This is a genomic window from Cedecea neteri, assembly GCF_000758325.1.
Lineage (GTDB): Bacteria > Pseudomonadota > Gammaproteobacteria > Enterobacterales > Enterobacteriaceae > Cedecea > Cedecea neteri_B.
On sequence record NZ_CP009459.1, the window covers coordinates 3,155,233 to 3,181,687 of the forward strand.

18 protein-coding genes and 3 pseudogenes are annotated in these 26,455 nt (G+C 55.1%); 18 read left to right on the forward strand and 3 right to left on the reverse strand.

What is annotated here, in order from left to right; genetic code table 11:
* Positions 1-25: 25 nt before the first annotated feature.
* The 17 genes and pseudogenes from LH86_RS14865 (at position 26) to cybB (ending at position 20,036) form a co-directional block, all read left to right on the forward strand.
* The gene (locus tag LH86_RS14865; protein WP_039302809.1) at positions 26-2,617 is read left to right on the forward strand and encodes a T6SS effector BTH_I2691 family protein; all 2,592 of its coding nucleotides are present in this window, start codon (positions 26-28) and stop codon (positions 2,615-2,617) included.
* A complete protein-coding gene (locus LH86_RS14870; RefSeq protein WP_039302812.1) occupies positions 2,618-3,661 on the forward strand; it encodes a DUF6708 domain-containing protein in 1,044 nt (347 codons plus the stop codon).
* A complete protein-coding gene (locus LH86_RS22155) occupies positions 3,658-3,924 on the forward strand; it encodes a PAAR domain-containing protein (RefSeq protein WP_071842837.1) in 267 nt (88 codons plus the stop codon). The genes LH86_RS14870 and LH86_RS22155 overlap by 4 nt, the downstream gene beginning before the upstream one ends.
* Positions 3,924-5,144, forward strand: a complete 1,221-nt coding sequence (locus LH86_RS14875) for a hypothetical protein (protein ID WP_039302815.1) — start codon at positions 3,924-3,926, stop codon at positions 5,142-5,144. Before LH86_RS22155 ends, LH86_RS14875 begins: the two co-directional genes overlap by 1 nt.
* 78 nt (positions 5,145-5,222) lie before the next feature.
* Positions 5,223-8,681 carry an ImcF-related family protein gene (locus LH86_RS14880; protein WP_071842838.1) on the forward strand — a complete coding sequence of 1,153 codons (3,459 nt, stop codon included), beginning with the start codon at positions 5,223-5,225 and terminating at the stop codon, positions 8,679-8,681.
* Positions 8,681-10,282 (forward strand): type VI secretion system protein TssA, encoded by a 1,602-nt coding sequence (tssA, locus tag LH86_RS14885; RefSeq protein WP_039302821.1) that lies wholly within the window; start codon positions 8,681-8,683, stop codon positions 10,280-10,282. The genes LH86_RS14880 and tssA overlap by 1 nt, the downstream gene beginning before the upstream one ends.
* 60 nt (positions 10,283-10,342) lie before the next feature.
* On the forward strand, positions 10,343-12,097 hold the full coding sequence (gene tssF / locus LH86_RS14890) for a type VI secretion system baseplate subunit TssF (protein WP_039302824.1): 1,755 nt from the start codon (positions 10,343-10,345) through the stop codon (positions 12,095-12,097).
* Positions 12,061-13,146, forward strand: a complete 1,086-nt coding sequence (gene tssG, locus LH86_RS14895; protein ID WP_039302828.1) for a type VI secretion system baseplate subunit TssG — start codon at positions 12,061-12,063, stop codon at positions 13,144-13,146. The genes tssF and tssG overlap by 37 nt, the downstream gene beginning before the upstream one ends.
* Positions 13,124-13,666, forward strand: a complete 543-nt coding sequence (gene tssJ, locus LH86_RS14900) for a type VI secretion system lipoprotein TssJ (protein ID WP_039302831.1) — start codon at positions 13,124-13,126, stop codon at positions 13,664-13,666. Before tssG ends, tssJ begins: the two co-directional genes overlap by 23 nt.
* Positions 13,667-13,668: 2 nt before the next feature.
* The gene (gene tssE, locus LH86_RS14905) at positions 13,669-14,124 is read left to right on the forward strand and encodes a type VI secretion system baseplate subunit TssE (protein ID WP_039302834.1); all 456 of its coding nucleotides are present in this window, start codon (positions 13,669-13,671) and stop codon (positions 14,122-14,124) included.
* Between the two features lie 44 nt (positions 14,125-14,168).
* Positions 14,169-15,383 (forward strand): VasL domain-containing protein, encoded by a 1,215-nt coding sequence (locus LH86_RS14910; protein ID WP_039302838.1) that lies wholly within the window; start codon positions 14,169-14,171, stop codon positions 15,381-15,383.
* A gap of 146 nt (positions 15,384-15,529) precedes the next feature.
* Positions 15,530-17,224 (forward strand): methyl-accepting chemotaxis protein, encoded by a 1,695-nt coding sequence (locus LH86_RS14915; RefSeq protein ID WP_039302841.1) that lies wholly within the window; start codon positions 15,530-15,532, stop codon positions 17,222-17,224.
* A gap of 124 nt (positions 17,225-17,348) precedes the next feature.
* Complete coding sequence (locus LH86_RS14920; RefSeq protein WP_039302845.1) at positions 17,349-17,627, forward strand: VF530 family DNA-binding protein; 279 nt, start codon at positions 17,349-17,351, stop codon at positions 17,625-17,627.
* Between the two features lie 2 nt (positions 17,628-17,629).
* A pseudogene (gene fos / locus LH86_RS14925) lies at positions 17,630-18,028 on the forward strand (fosfomycin resistance glutathione transferase); the annotation flags it as partial.
* Positions 18,020-18,475, forward strand: coding sequence for an N-acetyltransferase family protein (locus LH86_RS22460; protein ID WP_419657185.1), 456 nt, complete (start codon positions 18,020-18,022; stop codon positions 18,473-18,475). The pseudogene fos and the gene LH86_RS22460, both read left to right, overlap by 9 nt.
* Before the next feature lie 86 nt (positions 18,476-18,561).
* A pseudogene (locus LH86_RS14930) lies at positions 18,562-19,355 on the forward strand (YdcF family protein).
* Positions 19,356-19,499: 144 nt separating this feature from the next.
* Entirely contained in the window at positions 19,500-20,036 is a 537-nt protein-coding gene (cybB, locus tag LH86_RS14935) for a cytochrome b561 (protein WP_039302847.1), read from the forward strand.
* 10 nt (positions 20,037-20,046) lie between these two features.
* Here the strand turns inward: cybB and LH86_RS14940 are convergent, their stop codons facing one another.
* Entirely contained in the window at positions 20,047-20,895 is an 849-nt protein-coding gene (locus LH86_RS14940) for an AraC family transcriptional regulator (protein WP_039302850.1), read from the reverse strand.
* A gap of 124 nt (positions 20,896-21,019) precedes the next feature.
* Between LH86_RS14940 and LH86_RS14945 the strand changes: the two genes are divergently transcribed.
* Positions 21,020-21,907: an SDR family oxidoreductase gene (locus LH86_RS14945; RefSeq protein ID WP_039306223.1), complete on the forward strand. Its 888-nt coding sequence runs from the start codon at positions 21,020-21,022 to the stop codon at positions 21,905-21,907.
* A gap of 39 nt (positions 21,908-21,946) precedes the next feature.
* On the opposite strand, the pseudogene LH86_RS14950 reads toward LH86_RS14945, so the two are convergent.
* Positions 21,947-24,213, reverse strand: a pseudogene (locus LH86_RS14950) (TonB-dependent receptor domain-containing protein).
* 87 nt (positions 24,214-24,300) lie between these two features.
* Positions 24,301-26,409 carry a S9 family peptidase gene (locus tag LH86_RS14955; RefSeq protein WP_156107028.1) on the reverse strand — a complete coding sequence of 703 codons (2,109 nt, stop codon included), beginning with the start codon at positions 26,407-26,409 and terminating at the stop codon, positions 24,301-24,303.
* Positions 26,410-26,455: the final 46 nt, after the last annotated feature.

A 26,455-nucleotide genomic window follows, 5' to 3' on the forward strand; every position in this document is an offset into this window, starting at 1 on the left:
GTTATATCAGTTGAAGGAACGAAAAATGACTTCAGAACAAGGCTGTAAATTTTGCCGCCGTTACGGACTGCCGGTGCTTCCTGTCCGTCCCGCGGTAATGGCGAATAATGATTGCCTGCCGGCGCTGCCGGCTGACATTACCCTCCCGGTGCCGGCCCAGGGGCAGACGGCTTATACGGGCAGGCTGCTCCGGGCCGGATTCCTGAATATCTGGTCTGAGGCCGGGTCCCGGTGGATTAATTATTATGTGACCGGGGACGGTTATTACTATCCGCTGCCAGAGACCGGGGAGGTGCCTGTCGATATCGTGTCCGGGGCACGAAAACCCTGCGTCAGTCAGCCGGCGGAGCTGGCCATGGCGTCATTAATCACCTTACCGGTCAAACCGGCGGGGATGAAAAATGGCGTTTTCTGGCTGGGGTGGTCAGAAGTGGAATGGACGGAGGCGACGCGTAAGAAGCATGAGGATGCGGGATACCGCAGCCAGTACATGCAGCGGTTTGATATGGATGCCTGGGTCAATGGCAGCAGTGGGGAGCAGGCATTGCCGCTTTCCGGGCTGGCCACCACGGTGGCGGAATACAGTCCGGCGGCAGCGTCCTGTGCCCATAAATTGTGGTCACCGGCACCCTTCAAAAAGACCAGACCTCAGGAAGGGTCGCATCTGATTCGGGCGGCCGAAACACTGTATGCCGGAAAAGGCGTAATTCTCGTGCTGCCCGACCCGGTGGCGGTCATCCAGGATATTTCAGCCCTGTCCGGTCACCGAATTGAAAACCAATTTTCGCACAACCCGAAGTACTCCCGGGGGCTGGCGCTGTCATCCATGCTGAGTGCGCTGCAGGATGTGCTTTGCACGCAGTTTGAACGGGACCAGTTGACCCTCGACCAGGGTATGGAGGAGCAGGCCCGGAGTGGAATTGCCGTGAAGGCGGGGGTGATGTTACCCACTCTGGCGAGCGCGCATCAAAATACGCTGTACGGCCATAATAATCAGTCACTGCCGCAGCAGGTGCAGGTGTACTGGTCGCAGTACGAAAAATACATTGACCGGGCAAAAGAGCAGGCGTTTCTGAAGGAATACGAGGCGGCGCTCACAGGTTATGCCCAGCAGGTGATATCCCCGATGGTGAGGATGTACCTGGCGTGGCTGAAAAGTCAGGCCCTGCTGGACTATCTGGACAGTCATTTTGACCCGGAAGATATTGGCAGCGGTGCATTGTTCACCCAGACGGTGATGCACTGCGTGCAGCATATGCAGGATAAACCCGATGTGGCGGACTGGTTCCTGGCGCAGCTGTCCCGCCCCTCAATAGGGGCAACAAATATTCTTCTCCGTGCCACGGTGATGAATAACGCGCAGTGGACCCTCAGGGTTAACGAAACGGTAAGTGTGTACAAAGACTATAGCGGTGTCCCCTGGAAAGATAAGTTAATCGACGTCTATACGAAGCTGACGGATAAAGCGGTAAAGAGTGTGCAGTTTTCGCTGGAAGGCTACCTCAATGCTGTCAGCAGCGCGATGGCGGGGGTGCTGGACAAAGCAGCCGACAGAGTACTGCCCTCTCTGGTGGCACTGGCTGCATCCTGCGGCATGGGACTCAGGGCGATAAGTAGCACGGGGGAACGTAAACATTTCCTCAGCGCCATTGTGAGACAGCTTGGAGAGATGACCGATCTTGAAGGCCGTATCTCCGCATCCCGACTGCGGCATTATGTCGACATTGAAGTACGCAGAATGGAAATTGCCGGTGTGTCGATGGTGGGCATTCACCGACAGAAATCACTGGTACTGATTGATATTGCTGAAGCCACGCAGACGCGAATACTGCCAGAGGCCGGACGGGCCAGCGCCGCTGCAAAAACAATGCGCTCAGCAGATGAAGTCGGCAGTACGTTATTCCCGCGTCAGTGGAGGGAAAAGCTGGCGCTGGCGAAAGGCAGCACGATCAACACGCTGGCGCATGATGGTGCGCAAAGCCTGCCCTTTGCCGGATGTGTTTTTGCAATGGTTATGCAGGTTGGAGCCGTCAGCAAATCCGCCAGCAGCCTGATGCAGGGGCAGCTCGTGGGGGCAGAGAAGATGTCTAAATTAATCGCTGATACCATCGGGGCTGGGGGCACACTGCTGGATGCCGTGGAGAGGGTTATTTTTAAATTTAAAAGCCTGCGTCTGAAACCGTTGGTTCGACTGAGTTTTGGGCGCGCCGGTGCGGTTGGCCTTGAAAAGGGACTGCAATTTGCGGGGAGGGCGTGTGCAGCATTTGGTTTTGTGGCCGTGGGGTGGGATGTATATCATGGTGGTCAAGAGTTTTCCAACGGCAATTTTGGCTTAAGTGCAGCGTATTTTTTATCTGCATTTTCTGGAGGAACATTAGTCATTTCAGCAATGTTTAGTTCGCTATCTCTGGGCCCTATTGGCCTTGCAATAGCGATTACCTTTGTTCTTGGCTCTGCGATTTATATTGCGATGCAAAGTCGGGATGAAATTCAAAAATGGCTGGCGGCAACATTATGGCGTCAGATCCCCGAGGGGGAAAATGAAACCCCCGCTATCTGGCCGACGATGCAGATGGAAATGTCTCAACTTCAGAAACTGGTTGGAAATAACTCATAAATGGCAATTTCACACACGCTTGGATTATATATTCCATTTAAATTTAATAGAGCTTTGACTAAGGAGGAAAAACAAAGTCGTTTTGTGCAGGGCAAAAGAAGACGAAATTCTGGTGAGGCTACTGTTCTCGATTTAGATACGGTTATACGGATGAACTCGTCTTATCTGGAGGTTGTGGATAAGTTCTATCCAGTTAAAGGAGTTATCGCCGGACCGATGATGTGTATGATTACATTTGTTATTGGTGTTATGGTCTGGTTTTCCTATGGAGCATTGATTTCACCATACTTTAAAGGTGGGGGTTGGGCTTTTATGCTGCCTCTTTCTGCGGTGTTTTTTTTTGGTTTTTTATGCGGAAGACCACTTTTAAAAGATTGGTTCAATAAAACCCATTACCCTGTAAGGTTTAATCGAAAAAAACAGTTAGTCCATATTTACCAAGTGAGCGGTGAGATAATCACGGTACCCTGGAATGAAATTTTCTTCACAACCAGCAAGCAAAAAATTAGCTATTGCATTGTCGGGCATCTTCTTGCTGAAGATAACGAAACTGTGCTGAACACCTTTAGCTTTGGCCATGTCGGTCAAAAGGCAGAGTTGTCGCTCTACTGGGAATTTATTCGCTGCTATATGGAAGAGGACTGTCTGGCAGAACTGGCTGAGACCGTTTTATATTGCCCGCCGGTAGAAAAACGCAAAGAGGGATATATCACCGGGTTACAAACCTTGATAAAAATGGATTCCCGACTGGAGTGGCTCCCCAACCTGTTATTACTCCCGCTGTCACTGATAGAGAGTATTGCCCGCTATATCGGGATGCAGACCAGTAAAATCCCTCAGTGGTCACAGGAGGTTATTGAGGCGTGTGCCGTAGACCCCGATGACCCGATTAAGGTTGGCGCTGAAAACAACCCCGTACATCGCTGGCGAACCGTATTAGCCAATGAAACACGGGACGTATATGACGCCATAAATCAGCGACTGGCGTCGGCGAACCAAAAGATCAAAGCCCGGCTCGATGCCAGGTATGAAGGTAAAAGATGAAAGGTATTATTCGTGTTGGTGATAAAACAACGGGCGGAGGGAAAGTTTTGTCCGGTTCGTCAAAAATGAAATTTAAAGGTCTTGGCGTTGCCAGAATAAACGACCGTGTCAGCTGCCCTATCGACGGGCATAGTCCATCATATATTTCACAAGGTCATCCCACAATGAAGGATTTCGGGGCTCCCGTTGCCTTTGATGATTATGAATGTTCCTGCGGCTGTAGGCTTATATCATCTCTGAACGATGCGACAACGAGTAAATAATGCCAGTTGATCTTACTGCAATACCTGATGTCGCCAGCAGAGCGCATCCTCCATCAATAAAACGCTGGCTATTTCTTTTGCTTATTTTTATGGTCTTTGGCAGTTTTCTTACCTCCTGGTTGTGGCCAGAAAACCTGGTTACTCGCGAGGCGTTATTCTGGCATTGCTCCATTAGCGTACCGGCGATTATTTGGGCTGCATTATTTGGTATTCGCTGGATCGTATGGCTAACTACAGTATGGCCAGCAAATGGTTGGGATGATGAGCGTGAGCAGGATATCAAGAATGAAATTCGGCGCGGGCAATCTTTCCTGGTGCTGGGTGCAGCAAGTGTTCGCTTACCCCATATTGTGACATCAGGGGCACTTACTGAGCAATTTTTGCTGCCAAAGGGCATTGAGTTACCTTCGGTTGTTGATGTTGAAACACACACCATAAGTTATATTGCTCAGTTTAGTGATAATAACTTACCTTCAGTTAAACGTATTCAAAACCGACTTCAAGAGCTTTTAAGTGATCCTGCATTGAAAGCAGCACTGTTCAGACATAAAACCACGAATTCAATTCAAATTATATTGCAAATAGATCCAAGTGTTCATCTTTCAACAAATGAACAGGAAATACTTAAAAAGCAGATAACTAAGTGTGTGGCTGTGGAAGATATTCATCTATCACCACATTTTGGCCTGTCGGATATTGATGGCTGGCTGGACAAACCTAAGAGTATAGATTTATTGCTTCTCCTTTCTGTCTGTATACGGGCCACCATTTCTGATGGTGAGGGGGAGGCTGCTATTGCATTATTATTACATACAGAAAATGCTGTTGAAACTGACAGAAATAGTACTGCTCGTTTCCACAGACCAGAATACTCAAAAGATACGGTAACGCTACTCGCTTCAGCTAAACAGGCTTTAGTGTGGGGGGGTACTGATACAGAGCATATCGAATCTCTGTGGTTTGCTGGCATGGGAACTGAAAATAAAACACCATCCTTTCTCTCTGAAAACCATCTGCATTTCCCTCGTGCAAAGGCGAGTGCGCAGATAACCGATATTGACATGAAGGTAGGATTGACAGGCGTGACTTCACCCTGGCTAGCGGTTGCTCTGGCTGCTGGTCAGCCAGGCTCATTATCATTTCCTCAGTTGGTTATGAGTGTATCAAAGGATAGCCGGCCCTGGTGGGTGGTTGTTCATCCGGCTGGAAAAATTGCTTAACGTTGTTTGCTGAATATTCATCATGCCTACAAAATTTTCGTGCTTTTGTGTTCAGTCGTTTCGTGTTGGGAGAAAATAGTGAAGCGAATAATACAGGGACTAAAGAATACAACCTTTCAGTTGTGGTTAATTTTATTTGTTATTTTATTTCTTGGGGTTGTCGTTTGCCTGATTATCATAAAGGATCCAGTGCAATTTGGCATTGCTGCTGACTCTGTTACTCAAACAGTTTTGTTTTCTAGTGTTTTTATTTTAACTGGAGGGTTGCTATTTTTTATTCTGCTTTTGTTTATTACAACCTATTTCTTTGGAAAAAAAGCTTATCGAAAGGGAAAAAATAGGGCAGTCAATAAATCTTCGGTGGTTCCAGAAATCAAAAGCCGCGATTCTTCTGTGGTTAGATTGATGAATAAGCTGAAAAAGTATTTATATGCCCGCTACACCCCCTTCTGGCGTAACAAAGTCCGCCTGCTACTCATCACCGGCGACGAAACCGCGATAGAACAGTTGGTCCCCGGCCTGCAGAAAAACCAGTGGCTGGAAGGTAACCGCACGGTTCTGATTTATGGCGGCGGCCTTTCGGTGGAGCCGGACCGCGAAAAATACACCGCGCTGCGTAAACTGCGCCGTAGCCGCCCGCTGGACGGCATTATTCGCGTCTTGCCTCACTCGCTCGAGCTTACGCCGCAGCTCAGCGATAGCGACCTGCGTGGACTGGAGAAAATCAGCGAACTGTTGCGTTATTCCGCGCCGGTCTGGCTGTGGCAACTTTGCGAAAGCAAGTGGTCGCAGGCGAAACGCCCCGAGCAGGCCGTAGGGGCAAATTTCCCGCCTCGTGCCAATTCAGATGATGTAGCCCGCCAGATTACGAACCTGTTATCGGCCCTGACAACGCAGGGCGTCAGCCAGATTGTCGACAACAATAACCACGACTTCCTGCTGCGCCTTGGGCAACAGCTGAAAAATGGAGGCATCAGCGGCTGGGTTGATCGGCTCACGCCCTGGCTCTACGCCAGCCAGCAGCGCGTACCACTGCGGGGGCTGATGTTCAGTCTTCCCCAGAATCAACCCGCTAACACCTTAGAAAATATGGATGCTGAGGTTTCCATACCTGCGTTGCGGCGTCATGCGCTGACGATCCCGGTTACCTGGCAGGGGATCGTCGCAGACTGCGGGCGGGTACGTGGTCGCCGCGTAGGGCTGCCGTGGGAGCAGGCACTGGCGTTAAGCCTCATCACCGTGCTGGGGATTTGGGCCGCCGGGATGTTGCTCTCTTTTGGCCTGAACTATAACCAAATCACTTCCGTCGCGACTAAAGCCCACGGCCTGGCGGAGCAGACCCGCGTGTCTGATGCTCAGTTAGAGGCTCTGCATGACCTGCGAAATGACGCTGGCCGCCTGCAGCATCATGTCCTGAACGGTGCGCCCTGGTACCAGCGCTTCGGGCTGGATCATTCCCGGCCATTGCTTGACGCCATGTTGCCCTGGTACGGCGTTGCCAATAATCGCCTGATACGCGACCCGGCAAATGCGGCGCTAACGCAAAAACTGACCTCGCTGGTTAACTCTGCGCCCAATAGCGGTAAACGAGCCGTGCTGTCTCAAACGGGTTATGACCAGCTCAAAGCGTGGTTGATGATGACTCACCCGGACAAAGCTGATGGCGCGTTTTTCGCCCAGACCATGAAGGTGGTCGAGCCGGCGCGGACCGGAATATCTCCGGGGCTGTGGCAAAGCCTTTCCCCGGATCTGTGGGCGTTCTACATCACCGAGCTGCCGAACCAGCCCCACTGGAAAATAACCCCGAATCAACAGCTGATCGGCCAAAGCCGCCAGGTGCTGCTGCAGCAGATTGGGCGTCGAAATGCCGAAAGCACGCTGTATGAAAATATGCTCAAGTCCGTGCGGCGTAATTTTGCCGATGTGACTCTGGAGGACATGACCAGCGGCACCGATGCGCGTCGTCTTTTCTCGACGGATGAAGTGGTGCCGGGGATGTTTACCCGCCAGGCGTGGGAAGGGGGTATTCAGCAGGCGATTGAAAAAGCGGCTAAGTCTCGCCGAGAAGAGATCGACTGGGTGCTGAGCGACAGCCAGCACAGCGTGGGGGCCGATCTCTCCCCGGAGGCACTGAAAGCACGTCTTACCCGGCGCTATTTCACCGACTTTGCCGGGACGTGGCTGAATTTCCTCAACAGCCTGCGACTGAATCCGGCCAATAATATTACCGATGTGGCCGACCAGCTGACGCTGATGAGCGATGTCCGCCAGTCCCCTTTAATCGCCCTGATGAACACCCTGGCCTGGCAGGGGGAAACGGGGCAGAAGGCTGAAGGGCTTTCTGAGTCCATCATCAAGTCGGCGAAAGATTTGGTGGGCGGGAAAAATAAGCCGCTGATTGATCAGCGGGCGGCGGGTGCAGAGGGGCCGCTGGATGAGACCTTCGGGCCTCTGTTAACGCTGATGGGGAAAAATAAAGCCAGCAGCGTGATGTCAGCGGACAGCACCCTGAGCCTGCAAACCTATCTGACCCGAATCACCCGCGTTCGCCTGCGTCTGCAGCAGGTCGCCAGTTCATCCGATCCTCAGGAGATGATGCAGACCCTGGCTCAAACCGTTTTTCAGGGCAAAAGTATCGACCTGACGGACACGCAGCAGTACGGCAGCCTCATGGCCGCCAGCCTCGGAGAAGAGTGGAGCGGCTTTGGGCAAACCCTGTTTGTACAGCCGCTGACTCAGGCCTGGGAAACGGTCCTGCAACCCTCGTCCGCCAGCCTGAACGACAAATGGCGTCGTTCGGTGGTGGCGAACTGGCATACGGCTTTCGATGGCCGTTATCCGTTTGCGGTCAGCAAAAGTGAAGTGTCTCTGCCCATGCTGGCTGAGTTTGTGCGTCGGGACAGCGGCCGCATCGAGCGTTTTCTTACTACGCAGCTGAATGGGGTGCTGCATAAAGAAGGCAGCCAGTGGGTACCGGATAAAATCAACGGCCAGGGCTTAACCTTCAATCCAGCTTTCCTTCGCGCCGTGAACCAGTTGAGCCAGCTGTCGGAGATTTTATTTACCGACGGCACCCAGGGGATCAATTTTGAACTGCAAGCCCGCCCGACCCAGCAGGTGGTGGAAACGCTCCTGACCCTCGACGGGCAAAAGCTGCGTTACTTTAACCAGATGGCCGACTGGCAAATGTTTCGCTGGCCGGGAGACACATATAAACCCGGCACCACGCTGACCTGGACTTCAACCAGCGGCGGGGCTCGCTTATTTGGTGATTACAGCGGGACGTGGGGTTTTATCCGTTGGCTGGAGGAGGGCAAGCGGCAGCAACTGGATAGCAGCCGGTGGATGATGAGTTTTACGGCCCAGGACGGGCGAACCCTGCAATGGGTGCTGCGCTCCCAACTGGGCAAAGGGCCGCTGGCGCTGCTGGATTTGCGCAATTTTACGCTGCCGGATCGGATATTGAGCGTGAACAACGCTGCGGCACAGGCGCCGATGGGAGGCGCTGGTAGCCATAACATGGATGAACTGAACTAATGCATTCTCTACACAATCTCGTTTCAGCCTGCCAGGTGGAGGAAACTTTACTTCGGCAACAGGCGCAGGCCCGAATCGAACACTGGAATCACTGGCTGACGCCAATCAATGACGCCGCGTTAACAGGAGAGGATCCCGGCTATGACGATGATTTTCAGCGTATCCGGGAAGAGGTTAACCAGCTCTCGGGTATTGATACCGGCCTGATTTGCACGTTAGCCGAAAAACTGCTGACCACTACCGCCAAAGATATCCGGGTTGCTACCTATTACTGTTGGGCTCGTTTGCACCAGAAAGGGGAAGGCGGGTTCGCCGAAGGGCTGGAGCTGCTGGCGGGGATGCTGCAACGCTTTGGTTTGCTGCTTTATCCACAGCGCGATCGCAGTCGAAAAGCCGCGCTGGAGTGGCTGGCCGGTTCTCGCGTGCTTGCCAGCCTCTCACTCTATCCGGAAGTGGGGCGGGAAGATGCACAGCGTACTCTCGGCGCGTTACTTTTGATTGCCGACAGCCTCGAAGGCGGGGCGGATGAATCCCGCCCGGAGCTGAATGCGTTATACAGCGCGCTGGAATCACGCCTGGTGAAGGCCGGCGGTGTGGACGCCGTGGTACCGCAAAACGCCAGCGACGCGGTGCAAACCTCGTATGACGCCGAAAAGGCAGGCAACCCGCCGCCAGTACTCAGCCGCATTACTTCCGGGCAGGATCTTTTAGCTCAGGCCCGCATTCTGACTAGCTATCTGCGCGAGCAACCCGGGGGCTGGCTGGCGGCTCATCGGCTGATGAAAAGCCTTCGCCACGACACGCTGCAAGAGATTCCGGCCCCCGACGGAAAGGGGAATACCCGCATCGAACCGCCGCGCGCCGATCAGCGGGCAATGCTCAAGCGTCTCTACCTGCAGCAAAGCTGGTCGGAAATCCTTGAGCAAGCCGACAGCAACTTCTCCCGAGGCGCTAACCACCTGTGGCTTGACCTGCAGTGGTATATCCATGAGGCACTGGAGAAGTCGGGGCAGGATGTACTGGCTGGCGTCGTTATTGCCGATTTGAAAGGGTTTCTTCGCCGGCTCACCGGGATAGAAACGCTGGCGTTTAATGACGGCACGCCCTTTGCCGACGAGGTGACGCTGAACTGGATTAACCAGCACGTTCTGGCCGATGTTGCTGGCTATAAAGATGAGCTGGTCAGCGGCGTCAGTGCAGTTGACAGCGATATTCTGGCGCTTGAACCAGAGGCGGTGGAAAAAGCGGACAGCGAAGGTCTGGAGGCCTCGCTGCAGTGGCTGCAGACGCGTCCGGGCACGGATTCGGCCAGAGATAAATGGCTGCTTCGCCTGTTGATGGCTCGCGTGGCTGAACAGAAAGGTAAAAACGAACTGGCGCTGCATTTGTTGGGGGAACTGGACTTTTCAGCACAATCCATTACGCTCGCGCACTGGACGCCCGCGCTACTGTACGAAGTCAAATCCCGCCGCCTCCGACTGCTGCGCATGAAAGCCGCCCGCAGTGAAACCGACAAATCACGCCTTCAGCCGGAGATGGACCAACTTCTCTCCGGCCTTATTACGCTCGACCCGGCCAGTTCTGCCGTGTTGTGCATCTGATTACCTTTCAGGTGATTGGGCTATTTTTCATCAAAAAACACTTACTCCGCACAGAAAATTATGGACGACTTAACCCTGCGTTATTACGACGCCGAAATGCGCTACCTGCTGGAAGCCGGGGAAGAATTTGCCCGTGCTCACCCCGAGCAGGCGGCGATGCTTAATCTCGACAAAGCGGGCGCGCGCGACCCGTACGTGGAACGTCTGTTTGAAGGCTTTGCCTTCCTGATGGGCCGACTTCGCGAAAAACTGGATGACGACCTGCCCGAGCTGACGGAAGGACTGGTCAGCCTGCTGTGGCCCCATTACTTACGCACCATTCCGTCGATGTCGGTGGTAGAGTTTTCGCCGGACTGGCGTGAAATGAAAGAACCTGTGCGCATTGCCAAAGGTTTTGAGGTCCTTTCCAGGCCAATCGGCGAAAAAGGCACGCGCTGCCGTTACACCACCACCCAGGAAATGCATCTTCAGCCGCTCTCGCTGGAGAAGGTCCGGCTGGCGACGGACCCGGAGGGCCGCTCGGTGATCACGCTGCGTTTTCACTGCGGCAGCCTGGCGGACTGGAGCCGCATCGACCTCAGCGATCTTGCCCTGTACTTCAACGCCGATGCCCCGCTGGCCTGTGCGATGCATGAAGCCTTCACCCTGAACGTCGAGCGAATGCGTCTGCGTCTACCGGGAGAGACGGATGGCAAACCTTTTGACGGGCATTTCACCGCCCGGGGTTTTAGTGAAGGCGATACTTTATGGCCGAAGGGCAACAGCAGTTTTAGCGGCTACCAGCTGCTGCTGGAATACTTTACCTTCCGCGAAAAATTCATGTTTACCGGCCTGTCCGGGCTGGAAAATATCGTCCTCCCGGCCGGTCTTGCGTGGTTTGAAATCGATGTGGTGCTGGCTGAGCGGTGGGAGCATGACTTCAGTTTTACCGAAAAACATCTGCGGCTGAACTGTGTCCCGGTGGTGAATCTGTTCCCGCTGGAGTCTGACCCGCTGACTCTGAATTCCCTGCAAACGGAATATCTGCTGCGCCCGATGCGCGTGCAGGATGGGCATACCGAGATTTATGCCGTGGACTCGGTAATGTCCGCCAGCCAGCATACCTACGTACCGTTCTCAAGCTTCCGCCACAAAGGCGGCATGATGCGCCATGAAGCCCCGGAGTATTACTACCACACCCGCATCCGCCGAGGCCCGTCGGGGCTGCACAACACCTGGCTTGTGCTCGGCGGTGAAGCGTTTGATAACCACACCGTGCCGGAAAATGAAAGCCTGTCGCTGACGCTGACGGGCACCAACGGCCAGCTTCCACGGCGCGCGTTACAAAGTACGGTGCTCGACACGGTGATGAAAACGCCCGCGACCAGCATGACGGTGCGTAACCTCTGCGCGCCAACGCAGCCCTGCTATCCCCCGGTGCAGGACCGCTTTCATTGGCGCGTGCTCAGCCATCTCGCCAGCAGTTTTCTTTCGATGATGGACAATGCGGAAGTGCTGCGCGGCACGCTGGCACTGTATGAGTGGACGAACAGTGAAATGAACCGTCGCCGGCTGGAGGCAATTGTCGACGTGAAGCACGGCGAAACCGAGCGCTTCGAGCAGGGCTTCCTGGTGCGCGGCGTGCAGATTGAGGTGACGCTTGACAGCCACGGCTTCGCCGGGCGAGGCGATGTTTGCCTGTTTGGTGAAATGCTCAGTCGCTTCTTTGCGCTGTATACCGATATCTATCTGTTTAACCGCCTGATTATTATTCTGCAGCCAACCGGAGAGCGTCTCGAATGGGAAGAGAAACACAGCCGTCGCATCCCCGGCTGATCCCACGTCTGGAAGACGACTTACAGCGGATCAATTTTTACCGATTTTGCCAACTGCTGGAGAAACGCAATGCAGATAAACTCCCGCTGGGGTCGACCAGCCATCCGGCTAACGATCCGGTGCGCTTTGCGCCTCATCCCGGAATGGGCTTTCCCACCAGCGAGCTGAAATCCGTTGAATATAACGCGGAAGATATCAACCAGCCGCCGCGCATCCGTACCACATTTATGGGGCTGTACGGGGTTGATTCCCCGCTGCCGACCGCCTATCTCGACGACATTACCCAGCGGCGGGAAGGGCATGAGGCGCTGCAGGGATTTCTGGATATCTTCAACCACCGTTTTCTGACGCAATTTTATCGCATCTGGCGGAAATACTCTTACCCGGCAACCTTCGAACCCGTCGGGGCTGATACGATCTCGCAGTCGCTGCTGGGGCTGGTTGGGCTGGGGATCCCCGGCACGGCAAACCATATCGCCACGCCGGTATCGCGGTTTTTAGCCTTACTCGGCGTGCTGCGCCAGCCTGGAAAAACAGAAGAAGGTATTCAGGCTTTGGTGAGACTGCTGGCGCCCGATACCACGGTTCGGGTCAGCCCGTATTGCCTGCGGCCGGTGGAAATTAGCCAGCCGCTGGGGTTTCACGGCGATGAGGACTTTCTGCTGGACGGCAACACGCCGCTTGGGGATGAAGCGCAGGATGCCAGTAGTCAGCTTCTGATCGCGCTGTCCACCGACAATGCACTGGAGTCCGGGGCCTGGAAACCGGACGGCCAGCTCTATCAGGATTTTCTCGTGATGCTGCGGGTTTACCTCGGCTGGCGTTTTAAAGCAAAAATTACCCTGACCACCGCGACCCGGCTGCTGGCCGTGCCCCCGCTGGGCGACGCGCCTTTCTGGCTGGGCATGAACGGCGTACTGGGTGCTGACGGAGAAACAATCCCGGACGATATGCCCCAAAGTTTTACCACGGAATTGGGTTATTACCGCGGCCTTCAGCCCGCGAAACAACAACAAGGAAATCGGCGTGTTAGATACCAGTTTGACTAAAATTCGGCGCTGGCCGCTAACCCTGCTGGCGCTCAGTCTCACGGGCTGCGGCCTGACACAAAGCGTCAGCGACGGCACAACATCCGCCTTTAGCTCGGTGTTCTACAAAAAAATTAAGGTGCTGCATCTGGACTTCGTGGCCCGTGAAGAATTGAACACGGATACCCGCGAAAGCAACGCATTTTCAGCCCCGGTACTGGTGCGTATTTACCAGCTCAGAGACACCAAAATATTCGAAAACATGCTTTATCAACAGCTGGTAAAAGAAGGCGATGTTCTCCTCAAAGACGATCTGCTGGCAAGCCGGAATGTGGTGCTCAAACCGGGCGGGAGCGTCAGCCTCGATATGCCTATGGAAACAAACACCCGCTTTGTTGGCATCGTGGGGTTGTTCCGTCAGCCGGACCAGGAAAAAAACACCTGGAAACTGATCCTCGACCGTGAGGCGCTGGACCCTGATAAACCCCGCGTGATTGAAGCCGGGAGCAACCAACTGACGCCGATCCCGGAGAAGGAGTAGCTATGCCACAGTCTCATCGAACGCCGTCACTGTATGACATGCTGCTCGGCAACTTTTCCGGTGAACTCCCGCTCCAGCAGGTCAGCGAAGACAACCAGGTTATTTTGTCCGTGCTGGATAACATGCAGCGCATTCTCAACTGCCGCGCGGGGACGCTGGCCCATCTGCCGGATTACGGCCTGCCGGACATGACGAAAATCCTGCAGGGGATGCCGGGCACGGCTCACCAGTTGATCAACGCCCTTGCCAGCGTATTGCTGAAATATGAGCCACGGTTGCAGAGCATCAACGTGGCGCTGCTTGATCAAACCCAGCCCGGCGAACTGCGTTACGCTATTGACGCGGAACTTAAAGGACTCGGTCTCGTGCGTTACGGCACCGAGTTTATGCCGGAAGGCCGGGTGCTTTTACGCCATTTGAAACAGCAGCAATATCTGGATAGCAAAACCAGCCTCTGAGCTGCGACCTGTCATTTTCTGTCAATCACCAGAAGAACAATCCCGTGAATAAATCCCATCAAATTAAAACCGGCGGCGATCCGCGCGCCTTGCCGGACTATGCGCTGCTGCGTGATGAACTGGCTAAACTTTCCCATCCCGCCAGGCCGGACGTGGACTGGAACCGGGTGGAACAGCTCAGTCTGTCGCTTTTCCGCCAGAACGGCGTTGAGCTGCAAACGGCAGCCTGGTACACGCTGGCGCGCACTCGGCTGAACGCGCTTGCGGGGCTGAATGAGGGACTGGCGCTGCTGGAGGCGCTGCTCGTGCATCAATGGGGGATCATGTGGCCGCAGCCAGTGCATGCCCGGATGGAAATTCTGGCCGGATTCAGCCATCGCCTGCAGGCGCAGCTGCGAACGCTAGCCCTTCGATATAGCGATCTGCCTCAGGTTTACCAGGCGGAACAGCACCTGAACGCTTTGCGTGACGTCCTGCAGCGGCTGGAGCTGAAAAATGCCAGCCAGATGGAGGGACCCTGCCGGTTTATGCAGACTGCCGCCGTCAGGCTTGAAAACGCTGAAGTCGGGCACGGTGAAAGCCCCGCCGTGGTGTTACCTGTTTCATTGTCGCAAAGCCTCAGCGAGCCAGCGCGACATGAACCGCTGATCTATGTCACCCACGAAAAGATCTCTTCGCCCCGCATTGCCGTGGTCAATCCAGACTCTGTTTCACGCAAAGTATGGAAAAGCTTCTCTGCGGGCATGTTGACTATGTTGCTGATTGGCGCGGCAGGTTTGCTGGGCTGGCGGCAGCTCAGCCCGCTGCCGTTGGTACCCAATGAAGCCGCGCTGGAAAAACTTAGCCAGCTTCCGCCACTGTGGCTGCAGGATTATGGCTTTGCGCTGGCAGAACGGGGCACGCCTGAACAAGTTGAAGGCCTGAAAGCGCAATGGACCCGACAGATAAGCGGCAACGCCTTGACCGGGGAGGCGCTTAGCGGCTGGCATCAGGGAATGGACGGCCTGAGCAATCTGACTCGCCGCCTGAATGCGCTGGATGAACGTAAGGGCAAATACCTGACCGGCTCCGAGCTAAAATCCATGGTGTTCACGATTACGCAGCATTTTTCACGTAGCGTACCTCTGGAAGAACGCCTCTATTTACTGAGCCAGGTCCCGGCAGGCGAGCCGCTGCCAGACGGACAACTGGCGCAAACTGATATGCAGTTCAGGCAATTACTGAACCGCTATGCGCTGATAAAAAGTCAGGCAGAATAGCGGCTGGCACAAACCTGTGATCCACTTAACTCTCCGGGAGTTCTTTAGCGTCATTAACGCAAATCTGTGACGTAGCGCGTAATGTTTTTTCGCGCCGGGGCCGATGACCTTTGAAGGGAATTCCCCATACAAAGAGAGTCACGGACATGTCGATAAAAACTCTGACCCCGCAAAACGGCGTGCGCTTCTGGCATCACATCAGGCTGGTGCCGCTGTTTTCCTCTATTCTCGGCGGCATTCTGCTGCTGTTTGCGCTATGCATCGGTTTCGCGAGCTATTTTCTCATTCAGAGCGATCGCGCGCTTCAGGACGTTACCGAAGAAATTCAGGTGCGAATGGGGCTGGCGGACAGTGCAAACCACCTGCGTACGGCGCGTATCAACCTGATCAACGCCGGGGCTGCAAGCCGCGTGGCGGATATGGATCAAGTGAAGCAGAACGTGGCCAACGCCGAAGGGCTTATCATGCAGGCGCAGGCTGGTTTCAGTGCCTACATGGCGAGAAAAGTGAAAACGCCAGCTGACCAGGCGCTGGACAAAGGGCTGCAGGATGATTTTGCGGCCTATCTCGAAAAAGGGATGAAACCGATGCTGAAGTTCGCCAAAAACGGCATGTTTGAGGCGATCATCACCCATGAAAGCGAAGTGGTGCGCAAGCTGGATGGCGATTACGATGCCAAACTCCAGCAGGCTGTCAATATTCGTACCGATCGGGCGAACGCTCTTAGACAGCAGGCCGACAGCCGCACCCGTACCAGCGTGGCGTTGATGGCCGGGGCCTTTGCGATTGCGCTGTTTATGACGGTGTTCACCTTCATCATGCTGCGTCGTGTGGTGATTGGCCCGCTGCAGCGCGCCGCGAAGCGCATTGAGCATATCTCCGAGGGCGATTTGACCCTTTCTGCGGAAGCGACCGGCAACAGCGAAATTGGCAAACTCAGCCAGCACCTGCAGCATATGCAGCAGCAACTGGTCAGCACCGTCAGCACGGTGCGCGAAGGTGCCGAAGCGATTTATCAGGGCTCGAGTGAAATTTCCGCTGGCAATACCGATCTTTCTTCCCGCACCGAGCAGCAGGCTGCCGCTATCGAACAAACTGCCGCCAGCATGGAGCAGTTGACCGCTACGGTGAAACAAAACGCCGACAACGCTCATCACGCGACAAAGCTTGCGGAAGATGCCTCCCAGAAGGCCAGCGACGGCGGGCGTATTGTGTCGGGCGTGGTCAGCACAATGGACAACATCTCCGCCAGTTCGAAGAAAATCTCTGAGATCACCGCGGTGATCAACAGCATCGCTTTCCAGACCAATATTCTGGCGCTGAACGCCGCCGTGGAAGCGGCAAGGGCGGGGGAGCAGGGGCGAGGTTTCGCCGTGGTGGCAAGCGAGGTGCGAACGCTGGCGCAGCGTAGCGCCCAGGCGGCGAAAGAAATTGAGGGGCTTATCAGCGAATCCGTGTCGCTGATCGACAGCGGCTCCCGCCAGGTGGCGCAGGCCGGTACCACCGTGACCGGGATTGTGGAAGCCGTTCGCCGCGTGACCGATATTATGCTGGAAATTGCCGCCGCTTCGGATGAGCAAAGCCGGGGCATTCAGCAGGTTGGGCAGGCGATACACGAAATGGATAACGTCACGCAGCAAAATGCCTCGCTGGTGGAAGAGGCGTCCGCCGCCGCCGTTTCTCTGGAAGAGCAGGCCGCTCGCCTGACCGAGGCGGTGGGTACCTTCCGGCTGGCAACAAGCTTAGCCGCTGCGCCGCAAAAACATCCCGCCATTTCTTCCCCAACATCCGCTACGGTTCGCCCGGCGACGGCCTCTGCCGACAACTGGGAAACCTTCTGATTTACCTCCAGCGGCTCAGCAATGGGCCGCCTCTCACTTCTTTTAGTTTCGCTCCGCACGCTGTTGCGCCTCATCTGCAGAATCAGTAAGGTGTGCGCAAATTGACGAAATAGCCGGAAAAAACATGAGTTCAAAAGATCCGCTGCACGGCGTGACGCTTGAAGCGTTGCTTAACGCCCTGGTTGAACGCTACGGCTGGGCCGAAATGGCGCGGCAGGTAAATATCAACTGCTTTAAAAGCGATCCCACTATAAAGTCCAGCCTGAAGTTTCTGCGCCGCACGCCCTGGGCGCGCAAAGAAGTGGAAGAGATGTACATCGCCTCTCTGGATGAGCCTGAGAACAAAAACGACTTACCTGCGGACAGCCCGTGGGCTAACTGGCAGGCCAAAAATAAGGAATAATCATGCTAACCGGCCTGAATCACCTGACGCTTGCGGTGCGCGATCTGGCGCGGAGCCTGGCGTTTTACCAAAGCCTGCCGGGCATCAGGCTGCATGCGCGCTGGGACAGCGGGGCCTATCTTTCCTGCGGTGACTTATGGCTTTGTCTTTCGCTGGACGCAAAGGCCGGTGAGCGGCCCGCGCATTATACTCATTACGCGTTCAGCGTAAGCGCGGAGGCATTTCCCCGAACGGTTAAGGCGCTGGAGCAGCAAGGCGTGCGGGTCTGGAAAGACAACCGCAGCGAAGGGCATTCCTTCTACTTTCTTGACCCGGATAACCACCAGCTTGAGCTGCACGTCGGGGATTTAGCCAGTCGGCTTGTGGCCTGCCGGGCAAAACCTTATCAAGGTATGGATTTTCAGGGCGATGGCCTGACGGTGCGCCATGCTTCGCTGGAGGAGATCCTCGCGCTTTATCACCGCCTGCCCGAATTTGGAGATTGTAGAACTGTGGCAGATCTTCAGACTCGTCTCGCAGCGAACCAAACCAGCCAACTTATCGCCTGTGTCAACGGCGTTCCCGCCGGGTTTAAACTCGGCTACGCGCTCGGTGAGACGGAGTTTTACAGCTGGCTCGGGGGCGTTTTGCCTGAGTTCAGGCGGGACGGCGTCGCTCAGGCTTTACTGGTCGAGCAGGAAAAATGGGCGAAGGAACAGGGCTACCGCAAGCTAACCGTGAAAACCCGCAATAAATTTCGCGGCATGCTAATGATGTTGCTTAAAAACGGCTATCAGCTTATTGAGATTGAGCCGAAGGGCGACCCGGACGATTACCGCCTGTTGCTACAAAAGTCTCTGGCAGCCTGAAACAGCCCTTTCAGTCGCATCTGATAGGTATGTAACCGTGGCAAGGTTAGGCTACATGCTGGTTTTTAATCGGGAGGATCCCACTCATGATGACATCCCCAACCTTGAGTCAGCCGACAATTCAGGCCGTTAATACGCTCGGCCAGTGGCTGGCGCAAAGCGATTTTGCAGGCGCGCCGCAGGCACAGGATGCCGATCTGATTATCCTGGCCGGTAACGCCGTGATCCCAACCCTCGAAGCCGCGTGTGAGTTTGCCGCCAACAGCGAAAAACCGCTGCTCATCACTGGTGGCATAGGCCATTCCACAACGTATCTTTACGCGGAAATCGCCCGCCACCCGCGCTACAACACGATTCCAACCACCGGCCGTGCCGAAGCGGCGATCATCAAAGACATTGCCCACCAGTTCTGGAAAGTCCCGAACGAGAAAATTATTACCGAAGAGAAGTCGACCAACTGCGGGGAAAACGCGCGCTTTAGCGTGGAGAAAATGGCCGACCTTGGCCTGATCCCGAGCGTGTGCTGATTATTCAGGATCCGACCATGCAGCGCCGCACCGTTGCGACTTTTGCTCGCGTCTGGCAGGGCAATGCGCAGGCACCGGAATGGCTAAGCTGGCCTGGCGTGACTCCTGAGTTAGTCGAGGGAGAACAGGGCACTATTTTTGCCGGACAGGCAGAAGGTTTGTGGCCGATTGAGCGCTATGTTTCGCTGGCGCTGGGTGAAATCCCTCGCTTACGTGACGATGCAACCGGTTATGGTCCGCAGGGGCGAGACTTTATCGTTCACGTCGATATTCCTCCGCAGGTAATGGCCGCCTGGCATGCGCTCCAGCAGGACATGGCGCTAAGCGCATTGATTCGCGAGCGGGGACTGTAATCCCCCGATCTTGCCCTGATAAACGTTAAGGCTAAAAAATTACACGCTGAAACAAATTAACGTCCATAATTCGTTGATGTTAATGCTCTTTTAATGTTTCTTCGTTATCCTGGCATTCAACGTTATTTCAGGGCAGGGTCTCTTATGCGGACTAAATACACCTCGGTACAGATTTCGATCCACTGGCTGGTTTTTCTGCTGGTCGTGGGGGCTTATTGCGCTATGGAACTGCGTGGCTTTGCCCCACGCAGCTACCGGCCGCTCATTAATTCTATTCATTTCACCTGCGGGATTTCCGTGCTCGTGCTGATGATTGCCCGTCTACTGGTGCGCATCAAATACCGCGCCCCGGCCATTGTGCCAAAGCCGCATCCGGCGGTAACCGGCATCTCTCATCTGGTCCATACGATTGTCTATCTGATGTTTATTGCGCTGCCGGTGCTGGGCTTCCTGGCAATGTACTATCGCGGTAGCGACTGGGTGGCCTTTGGGCTACAGATGCCGGTGGCGGCGGTACCGGACGAAGACATGGAGTTTAGTCTCAAGTCCTGGCATGAACTTATCGCCAACACCGGTTATTTCGTGATTGGCCTCCACGCCTTCGGCGCGCTGTTTCACCATTACGTCTGGAAAGACAACACGCTGCTGCGAATGATGCCCGGCAAGCGCCAGCAGCCCTGACCGCCTGCCGCTAGCCTTTGGAATACTGCCGGGGTGAGCAGCCCATCACCCGCTTAAAAGCTTTCCCGAACGCGCTTTCTGATTCATACCCCAATGCCACTGCAATACGCGCCAGAGAATCACCCGACTGGCGCAGCCTGTCGCAGGCCAGCATCATGCGCCAGCGTGTCAGGTAATCGATAGCGGACGCACCCGTCACCGTTTTGAACCTGGCGGCAAACGCCGACCGCGACATTCCCACGCGCTCCGCCAGTTTTTCCAGCGTCCAGTTGAAAGCGGGCTCTTTATGCATGCAGGTCAGGGCCAGACTGAGCTGTTTATCCGCCAGCGCGTACAGCCAGCCCACGGCGGGTTGTTGAGCTAAGTGCAGCCTCAAAGCCTGAATCAACAGCATCCAGGCGAGCTGCTGAATAATAAGCGCCCAGCGCATGGCGGCCTTACTTTCAGGCTGCTGAATGCAGACCACCGGCGGCAAAGAATTCAGCAGCAGATCGGCCGCTTCCCCGCTCAGCACAAAATGGCCGCCGACCAGGAAACAGCTTTCCTGCTGGCCAGGGACAACGTCAGGCCCAAGCTTCCCCGCCTGGCGCAGCGTGTAGAAATCTACAGGTGCGGCATCAAGCCCGGTCGCGAGGCAAAAAGGCGGCCCCGGGGGCAGAAGATAACAGTCGCCCGCCTGCAGCAACTGCGGCTCACTCATGCCTTCAACCGAAAGCCAGCAGCGGCCTGACACCACGGCATAGCACTTGATGCCGGCATGCTCGGGCCACTGAATAGCCATCTCTTCATGCAGCGCCACGCCACCGGAGGCATAGCTTTGGGGTTTCAGCAGGGAAAGCAGTTCAGACAGAGGATCCATAATAACTCCGGACGATAAGACCAAAAATGGCGACTTTTGAACATTGTTCGTCTTTCTTTCTCTGTTTACAGTAAATCCCGTCGGACGGCAACTCAGTCCTCAGTTGTAGTTTGGGGTAATGACTATGCGTATTTTTGTCACCGGTGCGACCGGTTTTCTTGGCTCTGTCATCGTGCAACAGCTGCTTGCCGCCGGGCATCAGGTACTGGGGCTAACGCGTTCTCAGCGTGGGGCCGAAGCTTTATCAGCCTTGGGGGCAAAAGCACATTATGGCGACCTGGATGATCTCGCCAGCCTGCAGCACGGGGCGGATCTTGCTGACGCGGTGATTCACACCGCTTTTAATCATGATTTTTCTAACTTTGTCGCCAACTGTGAGGCTGACGGAAAAGTGATTGCCGCTATGGGGGAGGCGCTGGTGGGCTCGACTCGCCCGATGGTGATTACCTCTTTTGTCGCAATGGGAGCGACTGAACCAGGCCAACCGGCGACGGAAGCGGGGTATAACCTTCTGACGCCCAACCCACGTAAGGCCACGGAAATTGCCGGAGTCAGCCAGCTTGAGCGGGGCGTTAACGCCTCGTTTGTACGGCTGTCGCAGGTACATGACACCTTCAGGCAGGGGCTTATTACACCGCTGATCGAGCTTGCGCGCGACAAAGGCGTGGCGGCTTATCTTGGCGAGGGAGAAAACCGCTGGTCGGCGGTGCATCTGAGCGATGCCGCCCGACTGTATGTTCAGGCGGTAGAAAGAGGCATGGCCGGGGAGCGCTACAACGCCGTGGCGGAAGAAGGGATCGCCACTAAAACCATCGCCGAAACGATCGGGCAGGGGCTTGGTGTGCCGGTATGCAGCCTTGCCGCCGACAAAGCCAGCGATCATTTTGGCTGGCTCGGTAACTTTGCTGCGCATGATATGTCGGCTTCAAGCCTTGAGACGCAGCAGAAAACAGGCTGGCGGCCCGTTGGCCCCGGGCTGATTGAGGATTTGCGGCACATGAAGTACCGCTAACGTACATCGCCCGGAAGCATCCGGGCGATTCGGTGACGATCAGAAGCGAACTTCGCCGCCAAAGATCCAGGTTCTGCCGCGTGCTGTATTGGCCCGGCTCGCATCATCACCCGGCCCAGGCATCATATTGAGCTTGTTCAGCGCCTCGGAGTAATCCCGGTTCATCAGGTTTTGCACCGTAAGCTTCAGCATCAGATTGCGGTTCACCTCGTAGGTGCCGTAGAGATCGATAATCGTTGGGATCTGCGGCAAATCCTCTTTAACGATGGCGCCTGTACGTTCATCGGTTTCAAAATCAGGAGACAGACGACGGGCTTTCCCGGTGTATTTGACAATTGTCCCGAGGGTAAGAGATTCATCGAAGAAACGCACCCCGGCATCCAGCGTCATGTACTTTCTTGGCAGCTCGGTAATATCCCCGCGCCAAAGTAGGTGCTGGCGATGGACGTGGGCTGGTCGGTCTGCTGCTGGCTGAAGGAGAGGCGACTAAAGGCGAAGCCTGCGTCGTAGTCCATCTCCAGCTCCACGCCATGGGCGTTAACGCCGCTGGCCGAGTTCACGTAAATGTACATATTGTCGCTGTATTCGTCGCTGATGTCCGCCCAGTCATTGCCAAGTACTTCGGTCATGCTGCATTTTCGTCCGCTGGAGCAGACCTGGTAAGACTCGCTGTAAATATAGTTCTGGATCCTGCTGCGGTAGGCCAGCGCCTTAAAGCGCAGAGAGTCCTGCTGAACGAGCAGATCTTTGGTGTCGATATTAAAACCGGCCTGCCAGGTTTCCGCGCGCTCAGGCTTTAAGAACGGGTTCATGGACGCGCCGCCGGAGTTGGAGAAAAACATCTCCTGAATATTTGGCGCACGCATCGACTTACTGTAGCCGACAAACGGCTGAAGCCAGGGGGTGACCTGAGCCGACAGCTGTGCCGACGGATTAAAGCCGCTTTCCCGCTCATCGACGTCGTAACTTCCCTGCGGGACGCAGATAACGCGCTCGTCACAGGGCGGCTTGTGACCGGTGATTCTGTTTTGCGTGTAGTTGAGGTTCAAGTCTGCCTGCCAGATACCGCGCTTCACCTGAAGCCCGGTATATAACGCCGAAATGTCCTGCCGCCCGGAAGGGGCGAACGGGTTATTTTCTATCGCCTCCTGATTGGTTTTCTCATCGCCTGCGGCAGAGTTAATAACCTTGGTATATCGGGTACGCATTAGCTTGCTGCCCAGCGTAAACGCCAGATCGTTATCACCCAGGCTAAAACGGCTGACGTTGTTTATATCCAGCGCATCAGAGCGGTTTTGCGCGGATGTGCTGTAAAAAGTAAACAACGAATCATCCCGGTATTTCTGATCGCCACGGCTGGTGCTGGCCGTGACGTTAAAATCAATCAGCTCAGAGAAAGGGGCATAGTGATATTTAATATAATAATCGTCGCTGGTGATGTCCCGTCGGGAGAATCTATTTTCATAGGTTCTGGCCGATAGTTCGAAACTATTAAATTCATCAGGCTTAATATCCATTTTATAAAGCTGGGATTTCGGGTTCTGCTTCATGAATTTATCGTAACCGAACTCTTCACTATTAATGCCGGAGCCGTTGGAGAAATTAGAATAAATAGAGCTGCCGCTGATGGCGGCCATTGCGCCAAAGCTCCCGGTGTCGGTAAAGGCGTCTGTTCTGCCGGCCGCCGCAATCATCCCGCTGCGCCCGATCCCGTTGCTGCCTACCGAGAAGCGCGACCGCAACCCATAATCATTTCCCTTAAAGATCACGTCATCCACGCCCAGAGTGCGCATGTTTGCGCTGCCTGCAAGAGCGTTGATTCCCGCTGAGCCACTGCTGTCGCCGCGCGTAACGTCTACGCCGACCAGGAAATTCGGGTCGATAAGTACGCCAGCCTGGTTGTTAGTGGAGCCGTGAACGGTTGTGCCTGATGTAGTAGTGCCGTAAAAACTTTGGGTAATGCCGTCCACCATGGTGTTAACCCGGCCAAAGCCGCTCATCCCGCGAATATTCACGCTAACCGTGCCCTGGCCGGGATCGATTTGGGTATAGGTGCCAGGCATGCTGCGGAGCGTGGCATCCAGAGATTGCAGGTTTTTATCCGTGGCGCGGGAGCTGGTTGCGCCAGGTTTTTCCAGCGCCTCTTGCTCAGGGGTAATATTTCCGGCGGAAACATTCAGTGGGCTAAATACCGCCGAGCCTTTTTTGTCCCCGTTAGTTATTTCATCATTATTTTTTGCCAATCCGCTGGCGCTGAGCAATAACATGCCCGAGCCGAGAGTTACGGCCAGTTTATTAACGTTCATACGTGTCCTTGAAGTATTGTAATAAAATAAAAGTTATTTTTATTATTTCACCTGAGCTGGCCTTCCCATTAAGGGAAGGCTTCCAGGTTAGTGCTGTTTATCTGCCTCCAGAATAAAACTGTATTCGAGGGCGGTATTCTCCAGACGTTTTATTCGGCCTGATTTACCGCCGTGCCCGGCCTGCATCTCGGTCAACAGGAGGATTTTGCCCGTCCCCCGCTGGTTTTCACGTAGCTTCGCGACCCACTTTGCGGGCTCCCAGTATTGCACCTGCGAGTCGTTGAGGCCGCTGGTCACCAGCAGATTTGGGTAGTGAGAAGGCTTAACGTTGTCGTAGGGGCTCCAGGATTTGAGCCGCAAATAGTCCGTTTCACGGTGCGGGTTGCCCCATTCGTCATATTCGCCCACGGTGAGCGGCAGGGATTCGTCCAGCATGGTTGTCACCACGTCCACAAAGGGCACCTGCGCGACCACGGCATTGAAGAGCGTGGGTTGCTGGTTAATGACATTACCCATCAACAAGCCCCCGGCGCTTCCGCCCATGGCGTAAAGTCTGCCAGCCTGCCCGAAGCCCAGCTTAACCAGGCCGTGGGTCGCATCGAGAAAATCACTGAAGCTGTTGGGTTTGTTTTCCAGTTTCCCCTGCTGATACCACTGCTGGCCCAGCTCACCGCCGCCGCGAACGTGCACAATAGCGAACACAAAACCGCGGTCCAGCAGGCTAAGCCGGTTTGCGCTGAAGGCCGGATCCATGCTCATCCCGTAAGCACCATAGCCGTAAACCAGCAGCGGGCTGTGGGCCGGTTTAAACATTTTCTTGTTATAGACCAGCGAGACGGGCACCTTCACGCCGTCACGCGCGGTGACCCAGATTCGCTCGCTGTGGTAATTCTCCGGCGAGGTGTTATTGACCTCCTGGCGTTTTAGCAGGGTGCGTTCGCCGCTGGCCAGATCCCATTCATAAGTGCTGGTGGGCGTGGTCATCGAAGAGTAGCTATAGCGCAGCTTACCGGACTGAGGATCCGGGTTATAGCCGAGCCAGGCCATATAGCTGGCGTCATCGAATTTCAGCGTTTGCACTCGGCAGGTCAGCCAGTTAATCTTGCGTATCTGGCTCAGCCCGTCCTGGCGTTCAGCCACCACCAGCCAGTCTTTAAACAAGGTGAACCCTTCCACCATTTTATTGGGTTTGGGCGCAACCACTGCCTGCCACTTGTCGCCGGGCGCGTGGCTTTTATACAGCCCAAAATTGGCACTTTCCTGGTTTGCACGCAGGTAGAACTCCCCCTCAAAATGGTCGAGATAATATTCAACCCCAGGCCTGCGGGTGGCAAAAAGTACCGGGGGAATTTCAGGCTTATCCGCGTCGATCAGGCGAGCTTCCGATGATGTACTGGCGCTAAGCGTGATAATTAAATAGCGATCCGAAGCCGAACGGGAAAGCCCGAGATAATAGCCGCCGTCAGCCTCTTGATAGACCAGCACATCCTCGGCAACAGGTGTGCCAGGGCGGTGCCGCCAGACCTGTGAGGGCACCAGCGTTTGCGGGTTATTGCGAATATAAAACAGGTAGCGCCCGTCATTAGACCAGACCATATTCCCGGAAGTGTTTTCGAGCGCATCGGGGAGCCATTGCCCGCTCTTTAAATCGCGAAGCGAAAGGCGATACTGCCGGCGGCCCGTCGTGTCCTCGGCAATCGCCATCATTTGGTTATCCTGACTGACGACCAGGCCATTTAGCTGGTAATAGGCCTGGCCTTTGGCACGCAGGTTGCCGTCCACTAACGTTTGCCAGTCACCCTTGTTCCCGACGGGCTGCCGCTGGCTAACGGCGTATTCTTGTCCGGTCAGATAAACATCCTGGTAGCGATAGCCGTTTCGCTGGAAGGGCACCGAGCGGTTTTCAGGGCTCATTCGCGCGACCATTTCCTGATACAACGTGTCCGTTAACGCGGCAGACGGTTTCAATACCTCGCGGGCGTAGTTATTTTCCACCTCGAGGTGGCGCAGCACTTTCGCGTCACTGCGGCTGTCGTCCCTGAGCCAAAAATAGTTATCCACGCGGATGTCACCATGCTCAATAAGCTGATGGGGGATTTTGGGCGTAGCCGGGGGCTGTGGCACGTCGGCGATTGCCCAACTGGCTGGCAGCGAGCAGATGAGGAGCAGCGGCGTGGCTTTCCATAGTTTTTCCATGATGCGTCCTTAATGTCGGGCGATGGGGCGCCCTGCCGAATATTCA

What these genes read in the sequence shown, in the direction of transcription:
- cybB (WP_039302847.1), top strand. Translation starts at nt 19,500, where the DNA reads ATGCGGACTAAATACACCTCGGTACAGATTTCGATCCACTGGCTGGTT.
- LH86_RS14920 (WP_039302845.1), top strand. Translation starts at nt 17,349, where the DNA reads ATGAGTTCAAAAGATCCGCTGCACGGCGTGACGCTTGAAGCGTTGCTT.
- LH86_RS22460 (WP_419657185.1), top strand. Translation starts at nt 18,020, where the DNA reads ATGGATTTTCAGGGCGATGGCCTGACGGTGCGCCATGCTTCGCTGGAG.
- LH86_RS14955 (WP_156107028.1), bottom strand. Translation starts at nt 26,409, where the DNA reads ATGGAAAAACTATGGAAAGCCACGCCGCTGCTCCTCATCTGCTCGCTG.
- LH86_RS14915 (WP_039302841.1), top strand. Translation starts at nt 15,530, where the DNA reads ATGTCGATAAAAACTCTGACCCCGCAAAACGGCGTGCGCTTCTGGCAT.
- LH86_RS14865 (WP_039302809.1), top strand. Translation starts at nt 26, where the DNA reads ATGACTTCAGAACAAGGCTGTAAATTTTGCCGCCGTTACGGACTGCCG.
- LH86_RS14875 (WP_039302815.1), top strand. Translation starts at nt 3,924, where the DNA reads ATGCCAGTTGATCTTACTGCAATACCTGATGTCGCCAGCAGAGCGCAT.
- tssF (WP_039302824.1), top strand. Translation starts at nt 10,343, where the DNA reads ATGGACGACTTAACCCTGCGTTATTACGACGCCGAAATGCGCTACCTG.
- LH86_RS14870 (WP_039302812.1), top strand. Translation starts at nt 2,618, where the DNA reads ATGGCAATTTCACACACGCTTGGATTATATATTCCATTTAAATTTAAT.
- tssG (WP_039302828.1), top strand. Translation starts at nt 12,061, where the DNA reads ATGGGAAGAGAAACACAGCCGTCGCATCCCCGGCTGATCCCACGTCTG.
- tssA (WP_039302821.1), top strand. Translation starts at nt 8,681, where the DNA reads ATGCATTCTCTACACAATCTCGTTTCAGCCTGCCAGGTGGAGGAAACT.
- tssE (WP_039302834.1), top strand. Translation starts at nt 13,669, where the DNA reads ATGCCACAGTCTCATCGAACGCCGTCACTGTATGACATGCTGCTCGGC.
- LH86_RS14945 (WP_039306223.1), top strand. Translation starts at nt 21,020, where the DNA reads ATGCGTATTTTTGTCACCGGTGCGACCGGTTTTCTTGGCTCTGTCATC.
- LH86_RS14940 (WP_039302850.1), bottom strand. Translation starts at nt 20,895, where the DNA reads ATGGATCCTCTGTCTGAACTGCTTTCCCTGCTGAAACCCCAAAGCTAT.
- LH86_RS22155 (WP_071842837.1), top strand. Translation starts at nt 3,658, where the DNA reads ATGAAAGGTATTATTCGTGTTGGTGATAAAACAACGGGCGGAGGGAAA.